The organism is Microcystis sp. LE19-10.1B, from assembly GCF_027530565.1.
Classification (GTDB): domain Bacteria; phylum Cyanobacteriota; class Cyanobacteriia; order Cyanobacteriales; family Microcystaceae; genus Microcystis; species Microcystis aeruginosa.
Map to the genome: position 1 here is coordinate 1 of NZ_JAPZQM010000725.1, position 16,515 is coordinate 16,515.

Annotated in this window: 17 protein-coding genes and 2 pseudogenes; 12 read left to right on the top strand and 7 right to left on the bottom strand. The window is 41.3% G+C overall.

Going from position 1 to position 16,515, the window contains the following annotated elements:
- Both O9332_RS25930 and O9332_RS25935 read left to right on the top strand, forming a co-directional pair.
- Nucleotides 1-131 (top strand): annotated as a pseudogene (locus O9332_RS25930) (IS630-like element ISMae24 family transposase); the annotation flags it as partial.
- 353 nt (nt 132-484) lie between these two features.
- Nucleotides 485-763, top strand: coding sequence for a hypothetical protein (locus O9332_RS25935; RefSeq protein ID WP_223213098.1), 279 nt, complete (start codon nt 485-487; stop codon nt 761-763).
- A 302-nt stretch (nt 764-1,065) separates the two neighbouring features.
- On the opposite strand, the gene O9332_RS25940 is transcribed toward O9332_RS25935, so the two are convergent.
- From O9332_RS25940 to O9332_RS25955, 4 genes and pseudogenes are all read right to left on the bottom strand, one after another.
- Nucleotides 1,066-1,923 (bottom strand): IS5 family transposase, encoded by an 858-nt coding sequence (locus tag O9332_RS25940; RefSeq protein ID WP_288027943.1) that lies wholly within the window; start codon nt 1,921-1,923, stop codon nt 1,066-1,068.
- A gap of 172 nt (nt 1,924-2,095) precedes the next feature.
- The gene (locus tag O9332_RS25945; RefSeq protein ID WP_002757615.1) at nt 2,096-2,626 is read right to left on the bottom strand and encodes a chemotaxis protein CheW; all 531 of its coding nucleotides are present in this window, start codon (nt 2,624-2,626) and stop codon (nt 2,096-2,098) included.
- A gap of 91 nt (nt 2,627-2,717) precedes the next feature.
- Entirely contained in the window at nt 2,718-3,083 is a 366-nt protein-coding gene (locus O9332_RS25950; protein WP_002757614.1) for a response regulator, read from the bottom strand.
- A 225-nt stretch (nt 3,084-3,308) separates the two neighbouring features.
- A pseudogene (locus tag O9332_RS25955) lies at nt 3,309-4,525 on the bottom strand (RNA-guided endonuclease InsQ/TnpB family protein).
- 884 nt (nt 4,526-5,409) lie between these two features.
- On the opposite strand from O9332_RS25955, the gene hmpF reads away from it, so the two are divergent.
- The 4 genes from hmpF (at nt 5,410) to O9332_RS25975 (ending at nt 9,044) form a co-directional block, all read left to right on the top strand.
- Nucleotides 5,410-7,050: a pilus motility taxis protein HmpF gene (gene hmpF / locus O9332_RS25960; RefSeq protein WP_288027945.1), complete on the top strand. Its 1,641-nt coding sequence runs from the start codon at nt 5,410-5,412 to the stop codon at nt 7,048-7,050.
- Nucleotides 7,051-7,486: 436 nt separating this feature from the next.
- Nucleotides 7,487-7,615, top strand: coding sequence for a hypothetical protein (locus O9332_RS25965; protein ID WP_256378286.1), 129 nt, complete (start codon nt 7,487-7,489; stop codon nt 7,613-7,615).
- Between the two features lie 126 nt (nt 7,616-7,741).
- Complete coding sequence (locus tag O9332_RS25970; protein ID WP_288027948.1) at nt 7,742-7,966, top strand: hypothetical protein; 225 nt, start codon at nt 7,742-7,744, stop codon at nt 7,964-7,966.
- 268 nt (nt 7,967-8,234) lie between these two features.
- Nucleotides 8,235-9,044 carry a squalene/phytoene synthase family protein gene (locus O9332_RS25975; protein ID WP_288027950.1) on the top strand — a complete coding sequence of 270 codons (810 nt, stop codon included), beginning with the start codon at nt 8,235-8,237 and terminating at the stop codon, nt 9,042-9,044.
- Between the two features lie 87 nt (nt 9,045-9,131).
- On the opposite strand, the gene petD is transcribed toward O9332_RS25975, so the two are convergent.
- Nucleotides 9,132-9,614: a cytochrome b6-f complex subunit IV gene (petD, locus tag O9332_RS25980; RefSeq protein ID WP_002738373.1), complete on the bottom strand. Its 483-nt coding sequence runs from the start codon at nt 9,612-9,614 to the stop codon at nt 9,132-9,134.
- A gap of 51 nt (nt 9,615-9,665) precedes the next feature.
- Nucleotides 9,666-10,334, bottom strand: coding sequence for a cytochrome b6 (gene petB / locus O9332_RS25985; RefSeq protein ID WP_002738970.1), 669 nt, complete (start codon nt 10,332-10,334; stop codon nt 9,666-9,668).
- A gap of 282 nt (nt 10,335-10,616) precedes the next feature.
- On the opposite strand from petB, the gene O9332_RS28250 reads away from it, so the two are divergent.
- The 6 genes from O9332_RS28250 (at nt 10,617) to O9332_RS26010 (ending at nt 16,072) form a co-directional block, all read left to right on the top strand.
- Nucleotides 10,617-10,931: a recombinase family protein gene (locus O9332_RS28250; protein WP_002757607.1), complete on the top strand. Its 315-nt coding sequence runs from the start codon at nt 10,617-10,619 to the stop codon at nt 10,929-10,931.
- Between the two features lie 94 nt (nt 10,932-11,025).
- Nucleotides 11,026-12,261 carry an RNA-guided endonuclease InsQ/TnpB family protein gene (locus tag O9332_RS25990; RefSeq protein WP_353852111.1) on the top strand — a complete coding sequence of 412 codons (1,236 nt, stop codon included), beginning with the start codon at nt 11,026-11,028 and terminating at the stop codon, nt 12,259-12,261.
- A 41-nt stretch (nt 12,262-12,302) separates the two neighbouring features.
- The gene (locus O9332_RS25995) at nt 12,303-13,739 is read left to right on the top strand and encodes a circularly permuted type 2 ATP-grasp protein (RefSeq protein WP_002757605.1); all 1,437 of its coding nucleotides are present in this window, start codon (nt 12,303-12,305) and stop codon (nt 13,737-13,739) included.
- 114 nt (nt 13,740-13,853) lie between these two features.
- Nucleotides 13,854-14,855: an alpha-E domain-containing protein gene (locus O9332_RS26000; RefSeq protein ID WP_185237680.1), complete on the top strand. Its 1,002-nt coding sequence runs from the start codon at nt 13,854-13,856 to the stop codon at nt 14,853-14,855.
- The gene (locus tag O9332_RS26005) at nt 14,855-15,721 is read left to right on the top strand and encodes a transglutaminase family protein (RefSeq protein WP_002757603.1); all 867 of its coding nucleotides are present in this window, start codon (nt 14,855-14,857) and stop codon (nt 15,719-15,721) included. Before O9332_RS26000 ends, O9332_RS26005 begins: the two co-directional genes overlap by 1 nt.
- A 12-nt stretch (nt 15,722-15,733) precedes the next feature.
- On the top strand, nt 15,734-16,072 hold the full coding sequence (locus O9332_RS26010; RefSeq protein WP_002757602.1) for a hypothetical protein: 339 nt from the start codon (nt 15,734-15,736) through the stop codon (nt 16,070-16,072).
- A 214-nt stretch (nt 16,073-16,286) separates the two neighbouring features.
- Here the strand turns inward: O9332_RS26010 and O9332_RS26015 are convergent.
- Nucleotides 16,287-16,515 (bottom strand): hypothetical protein (locus tag O9332_RS26015; protein WP_288027953.1); only part of this gene is annotated, 229 nt, incomplete at its 5' end.

A 16,515-nucleotide genomic window follows, 5' to 3' on the forward strand; every position in this document is an offset into this window, starting at 1 on the left:
AAATATTATGGAGATTTTTAAAATATGAATGGATTGAATTTAGCGCCTATAAAGACCGAAAGAGCCTCCTCGCTTACGTTAAAAAAGTGCTGGACAATTTTGGAGGCGAGTATGTAATTAATTTTGCCTAGGTACTTACCAAGTAACGAAGAACCCATTTCTTAAGATAGACAACAGAATTTATCTCCGACTACTTAACGGCATTATTCAGGGGGGATATTCATACAATACTGAAAAACAATCGAACGTTGCTTTTTTTCCTCTCTATCCTATTTTATTCAAATAAATTGCATCTTTAAATTCTTTAATTTTGCCTATTTATGGTCTTCTTTTTTCTAATTTATGTCTAATATTTGTCTTAATTTTTGTTTATAAAAATAGCAACATTTATCTGAATAAGAGAGGCTGTAAAAAGGTTTTAATTCTTATGTTAATTTTTCCTAACTCCTTTTTTTATAGCTGTTTTTATAGAGAAAGTTTATATTTGCTAACCACCTCTGCTTGTTTTTATTTCTTTCTGAATAAGAAATACTTTTGGTCTGGATTTTTGGGATTTTTTGCCAGTTTAACTAGAGTCACAGGAGTAATAATTTTTCTGGCTTTTGCTATCGAATTACTCTGGAAATATTTAAAGAAAAAAGAACTGCCCAAGAGAGAAAGTCTTTTCCTATTATTAATACCCTGTGGTTTAATTGCTTATATGGTATTTTTAGCGTGGAAATTCAACGAACCTTTGGCATTTGTTAAAATTCAGGATATGTGAGGTAGAAATGAGAGAGTATTTTCTTTAATTACTCTAATAAACTACTGGAAGAATATCAATTGTATAGAACTCTTGCAAATTAATTATATGTTATAATGATGGGTTGACTAATTTTCCCCAAAAAATTAGTTAATCAGTACATTCGTCCTGAATGAAAACTTGAAGTTTAACTTTTAACTCAAAACTCTTTAGAGCTGCTTTAATTTGGTTATCAAAACCTCTTTATTTAAGCGGCACAAACTATCTCAATTATAAAAATTGAGAATAAATTCTCCTTGACTTGATTAATCTTTAGGCAACTTTTAAGAAGCTGCTATACCTATCCCTAACTCACAGTTATAAATAGCCGCCAACAAGTTAACTCTTAAACTATATCTTCGACGACGATTCCGATATTTACAAGATAAGATTTTCAAGATTTTGAGTTTCCTATTTATAGGTTCAATGATAATCCTTTCTTTGGCTAAAGCCTTGTTATACTCTTTTTCTAACTCGGTTAATTTTCTATTTTTCGATTTCTTTTTCGGTGTATAACTATTACTATGGTATGCAGCTATTCCCTGATAACCACTGTCTTCTATGCTGGTAGTTAAAGGATGAAAACGAACTCGACTTTTTTTAAATAAACTAAAATCATGACCTCTACCTTTCCCACAAAAGACACAGATAATTTCCTCGGTATTTTGAGCAGCTACTAATTGGGATTTTAAAGTATGATAACCTCTTTTACCCCCCAAAAAATCTTTCTGTTTCTTTTGGGGGCGTTCAATGGGAGTTTCCGTTACATCCATTACCGTTACGACCGGTATCTCTGCTTGATTTAGTAGAGCTTTTTTTCCTTTTAAACGGAAGTTTCCCGATTGTAAAAGCATTTTTTCCGTCTTATTTACAATCCGACATATAGTTGATTCTGATAGTTCCCAGCTTGTACCAATGTGAAAATATGTTCTATATTCTCGCCAATATTCTAACGTTACTAAAACTTGTTCTTCTATAGATAGTTTAGGTTTCGGTCCCCTTTTAGATGGTGAATTAGAGTCGGCTTCAACACTTTTTACTGATTCTACCATCTTTCTATATGTTTGTTTATACACACCGAAACGGCGTTTGAATTGTTCATCTGATAAGTTTTGATAATCCATAATTTTGCTAATAAACATAGCAAAATTATAGATGATTTCCTGACCTAAGATCACATTTTATTCTTTTTTCCACTTCAATCTAAGAATTGAGAAAAAAGCAAAACCTTATATTATACCATAAAAAAATTATGCAAGAGGTCTTATCAAGAAAGAATTCCTATAAATCCTATTCTGCTATTTTTTTCAGGTTTTAAGCCGCCCAACGGGCAGAACGGAGTATGGCCAGATGATCGAGTAGTCCTAAGGTTTTTTTTGATTCTTGGCCCAGAATCCACTCCCCCTGCACATAGGGGGCGATCTGAGCGGGAATACTGGCGGCACTACCTAGTTTATCTGGGTCGAGCCATTCCATATCTCCCAAACGTTCCACCGCTAAACCGAGGATCGTTTCCTCTTCTTTGAGCGCAATTATGGGAATTTCGGCTCGATCGGTGTTTAAGCGGCTGCTATCCCCCAAAAATTGCCCGAGATCCGCCACCCAGATCACTTGACCCCGGAGATTGATCGTGCCGAGGAGCAAGGGTGAAGCATTGGGAATCGGGGTAATGCGATCGAGTGGTTGCTGTATTACCTCGCCAATGCCCACGGCACTAAGGGCAAACTCCTCCTGAGAGGGTAGATAAAATCGCAAGTACAGTTCACCGACGGGAGTTTCTAATTCCTGATTGTCGGGGGCGATATCTTGAGCGTTACCAGTAAAAAAATCGGCGTTGTTAAGCATGAGTTTAGTTCTCTTGCAACTAATAATTCGGGCGGCGTTTTTAGCTGTCTTGACCTATACCATAGATACACTGTCTCTGGTGAGGGCGATTTTATCGGCGCAACAGTTGTTTAATGGTATAAATGAACTCAATCGGTTCAAAGGGCTTGACAATGTAGGCATCGGCTCCGATTTTCATAGCCCAATAGCGATCAAAGACTTCCCCTTTCAAGGAACAAATGACCACCGGGACATTTTTGGTTTTTGGATCCGACTTGAGACGACGACACACCTCATAACCATTCATGCGGGGCATGACGATATCGAGGACGACGAGATCGGGATTGAGTCTCTGAATATGTTCGAGGGCTTCTACCCCATCCGTGGCGATCGTGACCTTGATGCCGCTATTGCGGAGTAGATCACAGATCAGTTCCCGTTGCGTTTGGCTGTCTTCTACCAGCAATATTTCGCTCATAACTCCCTACCTAGCTCGGCTGCCAAGAACAACAATGGCAAAAGATGCCCGATAATAGTCCCCTTTGACCGGATGCTCGGAAATTGCTCTCATTTTTGCCTCCAACGCAATCTGAAATTTATCAGGGGTTTCCCTCTAAACAAGGACTTGATTCACCCTTTCGGGTTTCATCTCTATCGTTCCCAATTCTACCAGTGAACTACTCTCAAGGTCGTTGAGAGCTTCCTATTTCACGGGGGATTGCCTCAAGACGGACTTACGCCCAGCTTTTGGTCTTACATCCCCTCTATGGGCAGTATCGCGCTTTTCCTAACGATAATATCTGTAAGGCTTCATTTCTGATATTTATCGCCGCATTTATGTCCCGGTCATGGGTTGTTTTACAATGCACACAAGTCCAATTTCTAACCTCAAGCGGCAAACTACCCACTTGATTTAGACAGACATTACAAGTTTTAGAACTAGGAAAAAACCTATCAACTTCGGTATAAGTTTTTCCTTCCCATTCTGCCTTGTATTTAAGCATTGTACAAAACATTCCCCAACCACAATCACTAATAGCATTGGCTAAATTATGATTGCGTACCATGCCTTTGATATTGAGATTTTCTAACGCAATAACTTGGTTTTCGTTAACTATCTTACGGGATAGTTTGTGCAGAAAATCCTCACGACATCTTGAGATTTTAGAGTTAACTTTAGCTACTTTACCTCTAGCTTTTTGACGGTTGTTACTTCCTTTCTTTTTACGCAATAGCTTTTGTTGTTTCCTTTTTAGGTTACGTTGATGTTTGGCTAAATGTCTAGGATTATCATATTTACTGCCATTGCTGGTAATAGCAAAATGAGTTAATCCTAAATCAATTCCTATGGCTTTACCTTCTATCCCCCCGTCTTCGTCACCACCCTTATCAAGGGTAGAACCCCCCGCCTTCGGCACCCCCTTATCAAGGGGGGCAGGAGGGATTGTCCATCATCAACTAAAATAGAAGCGTAGTATTTTGAGATAGTAACAGTTTTAATTGTTCCTGCAAATTCCCAGTGACGAACACAATAAACCAATCCAATTTGAGGAAGCTTTAGATAATCTCCCTCAAATTTAATATTAGCTGGATAGCTAATTGATTGTTTACCATGTTTAGATTTGAATCTTGGTAGTCTAGCTCGTTTCTCAAAGAAATTTTGATAAGCTTGCGATAAGTTCAAAGCAACAACCTGTAAGCACTGGGAATAAGCATCTGTCAACCACTCATAAGCTTTTTTGAGACTAGGCAATAGTCCTTGAATATAGTTTCGTGTCAGTCCTTTTCCTGTGGTTTTATAGGTTTCTTGGCATAAATTCAGGGAAAATTCCCAAACCAACGACAACAGCCAAAGCTTTTAGCTAAGGCTATTTCTTGCTCGGTATTAGGCTTAAGTCTGAATTTGTACGCTTTGTACATAAGAATTATCAAGAAACTATAACTATGATATAGCGTTTCCCAATCTCATGAGGTACACCAAAATCTTAACTCCTGACTCCTGACTCCTGACTCCTGACTCCTCAAAACCTAAGACTCTGTACCTCACAACTATAGAAGTTGCTATAACATAGTTTTTGAGGAATTGTCTATATGCTGGTCAGCATTCATGAGGTGAACCCTTGGGCGAATTGCTTCGCCCCTTTAAAAGCCCCGTCCCATTGTGCTAAGCGCGAGGGATGAATGCTGACATTCAGTTAAATCCTGTTTAATAAGGTATGGGGGTACTGCGGAGCGCTGGAGCTGCGGAGCGCCAGAGAAACAATCCATCGCTGGTGATCTAGAGATGATGCCCAATCCCGTCCCACTCCCTCTTGATGAGAAACGCTCTCTTCCCTCCTCTTGTCACTAATAATAAATCTGATAAGCTAATTATGTAACATATTTTTCAGTAAGCTTTACGGTTCTTCTGGTTTCTGTGTGGAAACGAGGTCTATACTGATAGTTTCTTCTTTCAAAATAGTCCTAAAAGTCTTGCCCAGTAAACATTTAACCTTACATAAGCAAAAATTATCACACAAAGTCGAGAAGAGCGGCTTTACTGCATTTAAGAGATTGACTACCGAATTTTTTGAGATCAAGATAGTACATCGGCACTGAAAAATCATCAAAAATTTTCCAGTCGGTAAGGAGAAGAATTGAGAACAAATGTATGGATAAAAAAGAAAAACTCGAATGATAGAAATTAAAAAATTTTTGGGATCGGATGGTTACACACCAAACCATAGACCGGCCGCTCCTAGCCTTGATTGCCAACGCTCTCTAAAATCGATGACAAAGACTTTTATTATAGAGGACGACTACTCGTGCTATACCTTGCAGAAGTAAAAAAACAGACTAGAGGTTTTATCGGCGGTTACAAAACCGAATTGAAACTATTGGCCTGTCAGCATAAGGATCAGACGTGGAGTGCCATACCAGGGGAAGATATCCTAACCTACGACGAAACTAACTCCCTGGGTGAAGGTGCGCTTCTCTTGGTAAATTTGAGCAATAATCGTCAACTACAAGGAAACCCGGAATTAGCGGGAGCGGAGATGGTGCGGCAACTGCAAAAGATTTCCCGTTTGATGGAGCGCAGCAAGAAAGATCAAGAGAAAATCGAGCAGTGGAAACAATCCCTCACCTATCAAAGCGAGATTCTCAACCGCCAGAAAATGGAAATGGAGACAAGAATCGAGCAAATTGAACAAATAGAGGCAGAATTAGAGTATTTAGAGCGCAAAAGACAAGAACTGGAAACCCTAAAACAACAATTAAACGAGCAACAGCGACACCTGGAAGAAGGACAAATAAATTGTAACTCCTACCCCAATCTTTCCCCAGAACAACAACAATTTATTCGCTCTCTAGCGGAGCGTTTAGCTGCTCATCATGATCGGGGCAATTCTCCCTCACAAATTCTCCATTCCACTCTTGAATCTGTGCAGGAACAACAGACAATTTTAAATAGTTGTTGGCAGAGTTTAGAGGGGCAGAAAAAAGCTGTAGAAAATCGTCAGGTCGCCAACGATGAAATGCTCGATTATCTAGAAAAAAGAGCTAGGGAATTACAGACGAGTCGCAGGGCTTTGGAAACAGCTAAAATAGAATTACAAATACAAGAAACTGTTCTGAGTCAAAAACAGAAATTATTCGAGCACCTTAACCTCACCCTACAAACCACTGATTCTACTCGACAAATGCTCCTTCGTCTCCTCGGAGGGGAAGAACTAGGTTTTGATGGTAAAATCGATCTAGAAGCTCTTGAACAAATGCCTTTAGAAGAATTGGAGAGCTTAGTTAAGAACTTACAAACAGACCTCAAGCGCTGGGAAATTTTTGTCAACGACCAAGAGGAAGAATTAACTCTCCAATGCCAAACCGTGGAAGAATTAGAAGCAAGAATGGCTACAATAGATCAATCTGAGCGAGCTAATTTAGAAGAAGAATTAGCCGAGGAACAGGAAAAAAAAGGAATGCTGGCGGCAACTTTAGTCGGACAAAGACGTAATCTCCAAGAAAGGCAAGCTATTAGCTCTCAACATCTGAAAATTCTGCAACGGAGACAGGGGATTTCATCCTCAGAAAATACTCAAAAATCTGGCTTTGAACCATTGTTAATGCTGTTGGCCGATAATTATCAAAATAATCTTCAAGAAAGTCAACGTTTAGCAGCAGAAATCAAGGGACTACAAGAGGATTTACAAAAAAGCAGCGATAGTATTGACGGTCAATGGTCGGATTTAGAGCAAAAAACTCGTGAATTTGAAGAACAGGAGCGACAATGGCGCGATACTAATCTCGCATTATTGCGTTTAAAAACTCAGGTACAACAGTACGAAACTTTCCTGCAACCTGTGCAGGATCAACTCGATCAAATCCGTCAAAAACTAGAAACTATCTCCCAGTGGTTGATGCCTATGGAATCTAATGGTAGTGCCTATCATTACGCTATTAACAGTTAGGCTTAATTAGGGTTTGCGGCAAAAAGTTTTTCGTGGGGGTAGGGTGTGGGGTGTAGGGTGTAGGGTGTGGGGTTTTACCGATTTTGAGGGGGTCAATTACCTAGGGTTTGCGGCAAAAAGCTTTTCCTAGGGGCAGGGTGTGGGGTGTGGGGTTTTACCGATTTTCAGGTGGTCAATTACCTAATTTTCAGGGAAAAATTCCCGGAATTTTCCCCCCAATCACTCCAATGGTCGGCACTTTTTGATTTCAAACAAGCTTAAAGATATTATCCAACAAGGTTTTTAGATTTATTCAGGAAGCCCTAATTAGGGCTTCCTGAATAAATAATACAGGGCAATCTGGACATAGATTTCGCCGTTTTTGCCGAGCAATGATAACTTTTATAGCTTTTTATCTATGGATAAAATAATTTAGAGCAATTCAACTCTAGGTTAGATGTGGTATAGACTAGGATTAGTAATTTATACTCAGATAGCCATGAGACAATCCGATCGAGAAATAATGATTTTAGCGGCTTTGGCCTCCCTCTTAGCGGTGGTGGCGGAAGTGGCGATCGCTTTTTAGATAAAAAAAACTGATTTATGAGGTTAAAGTCGGGCAAAATTGGCAATCAATGCCGAGGAAAGATATCGATAGAATGCTTGTGACAGGGGCAGCAATTGCGATCGCCTCAATCAGCGAAATTAAAGCATGAGTATTAGTGTAACGGGTCAGGTAAAAAGAATCGAAATAGGCACGGGAACTTGGGCATTAATTGCCGATAACGGTCAAACCTACGAATTAATAGACCCTCCCGCCGAATTAACCCAAAAAAAGGCAAAAGTGACAGTTATAGGTCAAATTCGCTCAGACGTGATGACTCTGGCCATGATCGGGCCGGTTTTACAAGTGACCTCCTTTCAATCCCTGCCATGAAGCCGCAAAATACTGTTTAAAAACGGGCAAAAACCGCTTTTTAAGGGTGCAATCCCGAAAAATTCCCGTAATTATCCCTCAGCTATTCCAGAAAGAAAAATTGTCAAGAATACCCTAAACGTTGATTTTTTCGAGAATAATCTCGAAATTTTGAATAATCATACTACAATAGACAGCAACTTTGTCTTAGGAACATCGGAATACCTAAACCGATCTGTCTGATTGGTTGAACTCGTAGTTACCTAAGTTGGCGTGAGGAGTGGACTGAATGAATTTGCGCGATAATGCTTTAACGATTCTGCAAGAAACGAGTCGAACTTTTTATATTCCCATAAGTCGTTTACCGGATCGTCTGCTCGAGGCGGTAGCCGCAGCTTATCTCTGTATGAGGGCGATCGATGAAGTAGAAGACCATCCCGACCTAGATAACTTCAGTAAATCCCAGATATTAAGACAAATTAGCCTGAATTTACAAGCAGGTACCGAAAATTCTACCAAAGAGGATTTTACTTTTGGCTTAGTCCATCGGGAGATTTTGCCAGAAGTAACCCTGAGAATTGGAGAATGGGCCCTGTTAGCGCCAGATTCGATCGCCCCCCGGGTCTGGGATGCCACGGCGGCCATGGCTGATCGCATGGCCTACTGGGCCGGGAATAACTGGGATATTCGCACAGAAATAGAATTAGATCAATATACCTTTAGTGTGGCCGGTGCGGTGGGTTTATTGCTGTCTGACCTCTGGAATTGGTACGACGGCACTCAAACTAATCGGAGTTATGCCATCGGTTTTGGCCGGGGTTTACAAGCGGTTAATATTGCCCGCAACCATGGGGAGGATCTGCGCCGGGGGGTAAGTTTTCTACCCCGTGGTTGGACAATTAGTGATATTCATAATTATGCCCGTCGTAATCTGAAATTAGCCGATTATTACACTCAATCGCTGCCGAAAGGGCCAGCCCTTGATTTTTGTAAGATTCCCCTCGCTTTAGCCCATGGCACTCTCGAAGTCCTAGCTTTAGGTAAAGAAAAACTCAGCCGCAGCGATGTCATCGCTTTGGTACAACAAATTACCCGATAGAGGAAATCAAAACTAAAATTGCCCACGATTGCTCTTCCCAAGTCAGGAATCACAAGCGTGGGCAAAAAACTGCTGGAGTTCAGTAACTTAGAACAAACCGAGAGTTAAAGATATATCGATGGGGAAAGTGGCACCAATACCTAACCAAATCGTGACCACAGTACCAAATAGGAAGATAGCGGTAGCGACGGGACGACGGAAGGGATTTTGGAATTTATTGACGCTTTCAATAAAGGGAACTAACATCAAGCCTAGGGGAACGCCGGCCATGCAAGCGATACCTAAGAGTTTGTTAGGAAGAATACGGAGAATTTGGAAAACGGGATAAAGATACCACTCTGGCAGAATTTCTAGGGGAGTAGCAAAAGGATCGGCAGGTTCACCGATCATGGTGGGATCCATAATCGCTAAACCGGTGCAGAGTCCGATCGTACCGAAGATGACCACCGGGAAGACATAGAGCAGATCGTTGGGCCAAGCGGGTTCACCGTAGTAGTTGTGACCCATACCTTTAGCCAACTTAGCACGCAGAGCGGGATCGCTGAGATCGGGCTTTTTTAATGTGGACATGGATAATGTCTCCTAAAAATGATTTCGGATCGACAGAGATATTTTTCTGAATTATAGAGGCCCAGAAATGCCTTGTTTACGGATCATCAAGAAATGTAGCAACATGAAGACCGCGATCGACCAGGGTAGTACAAAGGTATGCAAGCTGTAGAAACGGGTTAAAGTTGCTTGACCGACGCTTTCGCTACCGCGCATCAGGGTGACGAGTTGATCACCGACGACGGGAATAGCAGCAGGTACACCGGAAACAATTTTAACCGCCCAGTAACCCACCTGATCCCAGGGTAAGGAGTAACCAGTGACACCGAAGCTAACGGTGATTACGGCCAGGACAACCCCAGTTACCCAGGTTAATTCCCGAGGTTTTTTGAATCCACCGGTCAGATAGACGCGGAAAACGTGCAGGATCATCATTAACACCATCATACTGGCGGACCAGCGATGGATAGAACGAATTAACCAGCCAAAGTTAACTTCGTTCATGATGTACTGTACGGAGGAGAGGGCCTCTGCTACGGTGGGTTTGTAGTAGAAGGTCATGGCGAAACCAGTGGCAAACTGGATCACGAAGCACACAAGGGTGATACCACCCAGACAGTAGAAGATATTGACGTGGGGGGGAACGTATTTGGTGCTGATATCATCAGCGATCCCTTGAATTTCTAAGCGTTCCTCAAACCATTGATAGGCTTTAGAATCCGTTACTTGTTTGGTAAACATCGCGTAACCAGTAAGAAAAATGAAAGATTTAAGGTGTGACCTTTAAAAAATGTAACACAGTTTTCAGGGCTAATTCTCGCTCCGGTCAGGTTTCTCCACTGGTGGGGATCAATCTGTGATCGCCAGTCCCGAAAAACGTAACTTCCTAAAATTTCCCTTAAAATGTCTCCTAGACTACAAAAAATCGGGCTAATTGTCCGACACTGGGAATAGGTAAGGTTGACAGCTAGTTACTGATTTGCTCACATTGACCTACATACGCCACTATTTAGGCGAACGTTTGTGACCCTAAGAAAAGCCGTTGAGCTATGGGGATTACATCCCAATACATTAAGAGAATATGCCGATGAAGGGAAAATCAAAAGTATCAAAAACGAAGCAGGGCAACGATTGTACGATGTCCAGTCTTACGTCAATGGTGCAGCTAGAGCTTCCCTTGTTTGCTACTGCCGAGTCAGTTCAATCAAGCAACGAGATGACCTTGAGAGACAAGTCAGCTTTATGCGCGGATTCTATCCAGAGGAAGAAATCATCAAAGACATCGATAGTGGGCTTAACTTCCAAAGAAAAGGACTTAGAGCCATACTGGACAGATGATTGTGGGGAAATAAACTCACAATTGTTATGTCCACACTGGACAGATTATGCCGATTTAGATTCGAGCTTATACAGTATATGGTCGAACAAAACGGTGGCAAAATCTTGGTTCTCGACCAAACTGTTCACAGTCCCGAATCAGAACTTACAGCAGACTTGTTATAAATACTTCACATCTTCTCTTGCCGAATGTCCAGACTCAGGAAGTACGCTCAAAAAATCAAAGAAAGTACGGATTTATCCAACAACAGAACAGAAGAAACTGATGAAACACTGGTGGGGAGTATCTCGGTTTGTCTTCAACCAAACCATTAAATATCTACAGGAACCAGGTAGAAAAGCTAATTGGAAGGCTATCAAGACGGGAATCATTAATGATTTACCAGAATGGGCTAAAGAAGTCCCCTACCAGATTAAATCAATAGCAGTCAAAGACGCTTGTGAAGCCGTTAAAAATGCTCAAAGAAAATATCAAAAAACTGGGGAAATCCAGAAAGTAAAATTCCCTTCCCGTAAAGATAAACAGCAATCCTGTTATATTCCTAAGTCAGCCATTTCAGCAAAAGGAATATATCACACAAAATTAGGGCAAATACGCTTCACCGAATCACTGCCCGACAATTTTGGGGATAGCCGATTAGTATCCAGAAATGGACAATACTATTTAGCTATTCCCCATGAGGTGCAACGATGGGAATCCGATAACCAAGGACGCATTGTCGCCCTAGACCCCGGTGTTAGAGATTTTCTGGCACTATTCTCGCCTAATAGTTTTGGCTCAATCGGGAGTCAGGATATAGGTAAAATCCAACGATTATGCTATCACCTTGATGATTTAATTTCTCGTTCTACCAAAGTTAATGCTAAAACCAGAAACCGTTATCGAAAAGCAGCTAATCGACTAAGAAATAAAATCAGGAATTTAGTAGATGAACTTCATCATCAAGTTGCTAGATTCCTAGTTGATAACTTTGATGTGATTCTTTTGCCTACTTTTGAAGTGTCAGAAATGGTTCTAAAAAATAGCAGGAAGATTCGCTCAAAATCTGTTAGACAGATGCTTAACTGGTCTCATTACCGATTTAAGCAATTTCTCAAGCATAAGGCTTTTGAGATGGGTAAATTAGTAATAGACTGCTGTGAAGCCTATACGTCGAAAACAGTTAGCTGGACTGGTGAATTAATACATAACTTAGGGGGAAAAAAAGTCATTAAATCCAAGATTGATGGCAAGAAGATGGATAGAGATATTAATGGCGCACGAGGAATTTTTCTTCGTGCTTTGGGAGATACCCCCTCTTTAAGAGACTCTCTTAGAGTGCATTGTTAATGTATGTTAGCAAAAAAGTATCGGTATGAAATGAGGTCAGTGTGCTATTAAATACCTACGATCCCGAAGGCTTCTACGACGAACTATTCTTAGATGATGGTCAACCTCGTCCCCACTCCTCCCCTTTAATCAAATGGTTGCAGAATCTGCCACCCCGAGAACTTCAACAACACCGGGAAACCGCTCAGTCGGCCCTGTTTGAATTGGGGGTGACTTTCAATGTCTATAGCGACAATCAAGGGGTAGAAAAAATCTTTCCTTTTGATATTATTCCCCGAATTGTCGCGGCTGAGGACTGGGATTATTTGGAAAGAGGACTGAAACAACGCATCAAAGCTCTCAATCTTTTTCTCTCCGATATCTACAATGACCAGTTAATCATTAAAGATGGCATTATTCCCTCCGAATTAATCGCCTCGGCGACGGGATTTCTGAAACCCTGTCTGGGACTGAAACCCGCCGGAGGTATCTGGTGTCACATCACGGGAACCGATTTAGTCCGCGATAAAGATGGTCAATGGTACGTTTTAGAGGATAATTTGCGGGTTCCTTCCGGTATTTCTTATGTCCTCGAAAATCGTCGGGTAATGAAAAGCACCTTCCCCGATATTTTCCAGACAATGAATGTTAAACCGGTGGATGATTATCCTTCCCATCTGTTGGAAACTCTCCTTAATTTAGCCCCACTCCAATTACCTAATCCCACCGTAGTGGTTTTGACCCCCGGAACCTATAATTCTGCCTACTTTGAACATTCTTTTATCGCCCAACAAATGGGGGTAGAATTAGTGGAAGGGCGTGATTTGGTCGTCTTTGATGGTTATCTACAAATGAAAACCACCAAGGGATTAAGACGGGTAGATGTGGTATATCGTCGCCTCGATGATGACTTTTTAGATCCGGCGGTTTTTCGTCCCGATTCGATGTTAGGTGTACCCGGATTATTAAAAGTTTTTCAGGAAGGCCGCGTCGCTTTAGCTAATGCTCCTGGTACGGGAGTCGCTGATGATAAGGTTATTTATGCTTTTGTCCCCGATATGATTCGTTATTATCTGGGAGAAGAAGCGATTTTAAATAACGTTCCCACCTATCTTTGTTGGCGAGAAAAGGACTTAGATTATGTCTTAAATAATCTCGATAAATTAGTTGTGAAAGCTGCCAATGAATCGGGAGGTTATGGGATGTTAGTTGGTTCTCAAGCTACCTCGAAAGAACGAGAAGAATTTGCCCCACGCATTGCCGCTAATCCCCGCAATTACATCGCTCAACCAGTGTTAAGTCTTTCTAGGGTTCCAACTTTAATTGACACGGAAATTGAAGGTCGTCATGTGGATTTACGTCCCTATATTCTCCATCGAGGCGATGAAATTTATGTGCATCCCGGGGGGTTAACTCGCGTTGCTTTGAAAAAGGGTTCTTTAGTGGTTAATTCTTCTCAAGGTGGTGGCAGTAAAGACACTTGGGTTCTCACCAAGTAATAAGGACAATCATCAAAATTTTGGTGGGTTACGGCGAAAATTAAATCATCAGTCAACTGCGTAAATTATTGTCGCCTAACCCACCCTACCCTTTTCACTTTTTCCTGGTTAATTATGCTTAGTAGAGTTGCCGATTCAATTTATTGGTTAAATCGCTATATTGAACGGGCAGAAAATGTCGCCCGGTTTATGGATGTTAACCTTAATTTAATGTTAGATGTACCTACCAGTGTTTTGCAACAGTGGGAACCCTTGGTTTTAACCACGGGAGATTTAGAACAATTCAAGAAACGTTACGGCACAGCCACCGCAGAAAATGTGATCAATTTCTTGACATTTGACACGGAATATAGTAACTCAATTATCTCTTGTTTGCGCTGGGCCAGAGAAAATGCTCGGTCAGTTCGCGAGATTATTTCTTCGGAAATGTGGGAACAGGTTAATGGTTTTTTCTTGATGGTAAAAGATGCTTCCTCTTACCATCCTCAAACTACTTTACCTAACTTTTTTACTCAAGTTAAATTGGCTAGTCACCGTTTTGCGGGGGTAATGGATGCGACGATGACTCATAATGAAGGTTGGCATTTTGGCGTTATGGGAAGATTACAGGAACGCGCCGATAAAACCGCCAGAATTCTTGATGTTAAATACTATTATCTCTTACCTTCCGCTCAATGGGTAGGAACTTCTCTAGACCAAATTCAATGGATTGCTTTACTGCGGTCGGTGAGTGCCTACGAAATGTATCGTAAATGTCAACGACGGATTACTCCTAGTGACGTGGCTGAATTTTTAATTCTTAATCGAGAATTTCCTCGTTCAATTCACTTTTGTCTGCGGGAATTAGACCACTGTTTGCATCAAGTTACAGGGACTCCTATAGGAACTTGGGGGAATTCGGTAGAAAGAAGTTTAGGGCGACTTTGTGCGGAAATGAGCTATCTAACTATCGAGGATATTATTGAAATGGGATTACATGAATTCCTCGACCATATTCAAAAAAGAGTTAATGATGTGGGAATAAAAATGACAGAAACTTTCTTCGTTTTTAATCCTGAACTTGCCTCACCTCTGCCAGTAAATAACTTTCAATATCAATCCCAATTAACAACTTAATGCGTTATCACATTCGGCATCAAACTAACTATTTCTATAATCAACCCGTGATTTTATCACCCCATCTGCTGCGCTTGCGACCAAAATCCGATGGTGGGCAAACTTTGCGAGAGTTCACGCTCAAAATTAACCCAGAACCTTTAACGATAACTAATATTATCGACCTCGATGGCAATTCTTGTTTACAAATTTGGTTTAATCAACCGACAGAAGAATTATTGATTGATGTGGTGAGTGAAGTGGAAACCCATGGGGTTAATCCTTTTCAGTATTTGTTGGAACCTTGGGCGACCTGTTTACCCTTTGATTATCCCATTTCCCTCCACAGTCAATTACAACCCTACAGACAATTTTATGGGTTAGCTAATGACCCCGATGTGGCAGCATTAGCCCAAGAAATTATGCAGGAAACTGAGGGACAGGTGCTATCTTTCCTGTTTAATCTTAATGACAAAATTTACCGCAATTGTCAGCAAATTATTCGTCTTACTGGAGAACCCTATCTACCCGGAAACACTTGGAAAAATAAGCAGGGTTCCTGTCGCGATTTTGTGGTTTTATTTATGGATGTGTGTCGCTGTGTGGGATTAGCTTCCCGTTTTGTCAGTGGCTATCAAGAAGGAGATTTAGACCAAGAAGAAAGACATTTACACGCTTGGGTAGAGGTGTATTTGCCGGGGGGCGGCTGGAAAGGTTATGATCCTAGCCATGGATTAGCGGTGAGTGACCGTCATATAAGCCTCGTTTCTAGTCCAATTCCCCGTTATTGCGCGCCGGTAGAGGGAAATGCTCGACCGGTTAATCTCGGTCATCAAGTGATAGAATCTCAGCTATCATCGACAATTGCGCTTGATTTGTTATCTTGAGGAGAATTTTTTATGGCTAAAGGATTTGGCACAGCAACAAAAGGACATTTAGGCTATGTTTTATTGTTGTGTCCTACTGCTAACACCTATGCGGCTAATTATAGTTTAGATGGGGAAGGAGACGAGTTTATTGGGGTTACTAATATGTTAGAAATGGCGCAAGTTTGGACTAAAAAAAATGCGGCGCGTGAGGCAATAATCAAATATGCAGATTTTTTGATCCAACAGTTAGAAGAAACTCCCCAAGTAAATATTCAGATTAGAAGTTTAAAGTGTTTAGCCAACGGCAAGTTGGTTACGGAAGTGTTAGAGGAGTTAACTTTTGAACAAAATTCGGACTCTCCTAGATAGGCCTTGCGGCAAAAAGTTTTTCGTGGCGGCAGGGTGTGGGGTGTGGGGTGTAGGGTTTTACGGATTTTGAGGACGTTCGGCGAAGCTCAGTCGAACCGCGAAGCTCAGTCGAGCCGTGGTTAATTAGCTAATTTTCAGGGAAAAAGTGCCTGAATTTTCCCGCCGCTCACTCCCATGACCGGCACTAAAGTCTTATCCAACAAGGTCTTTAGATTTATTCAACCAGCCCTAATATAGATATTTCTACAAAATTGAGATGCACCCAAGATGCTGCCGATAAATTAGCCAGCCAAAAGACTATGTAGGGCTTGCTGAATAAAGGTGAAATGTAGGCAAGGTAAGGGTTTTGTGGCTTTTCTCGCGAAACAGGTGCAAGATTTTGAGAGAATCGTGCTTCAAAACCTTGCGTCTTCATCGGCCCGCGTCCTGTAGGGGCGAAGCAT

Coding starts and splice junctions, on each gene's coding strand:
- O9332_RS25940 (WP_288027943.1), bottom strand. CDS start 1,923: ATGTTTATTAGCAAAATTATGGATTATCAAAACTTATCAGATGAACAA.
- O9332_RS25945 (WP_002757615.1), bottom strand. CDS start 2,626: ATGCTTAACAACGCCGATTTTTTTACTGGTAACGCTCAAGATATCGCC.
- O9332_RS25950 (WP_002757614.1), bottom strand. CDS start 3,083: ATGAGCGAAATATTGCTGGTAGAAGACAGCCAAACGCAACGGGAACTG.
- O9332_RS25965 (WP_256378286.1), top strand. CDS start 7,487: ATGTGGTATAGACTAGGATTAGTAATTTATACTCAGATAGCCATGAGA.
- O9332_RS25970 (WP_288027948.1), top strand. CDS start 7,742: ATGAGTATTAGTGTAACGGGTCAGGTAAAAAGAATCGAAATAGGCACG.
- O9332_RS25975 (WP_288027950.1), top strand. CDS start 8,235: ATGAATTTGCGCGATAATGCTTTAACGATTCTGCAAGAAACGAGTCGA.
- petD (WP_002738373.1), bottom strand. CDS start 9,614: ATGTCCACATTAAAAAAGCCCGATCTCAGCGATCCCGCTCTGCGTGCT.
- petB (WP_002738970.1), bottom strand. CDS start 10,334: ATGTTTACCAAACAAGTAACGGATTCTAAAGCCTATCAATGGTTTGAG.
- O9332_RS26000 (WP_185237680.1), top strand. CDS start 13,854: ATGCTTAGTAGAGTTGCCGATTCAATTTATTGGTTAAATCGCTATATT.
- O9332_RS26005 (WP_002757603.1), top strand. CDS start 14,855: ATGCGTTATCACATTCGGCATCAAACTAACTATTTCTATAATCAACCC.
- O9332_RS26010 (WP_002757602.1), top strand. CDS start 15,734: ATGGCTAAAGGATTTGGCACAGCAACAAAAGGACATTTAGGCTATGTT.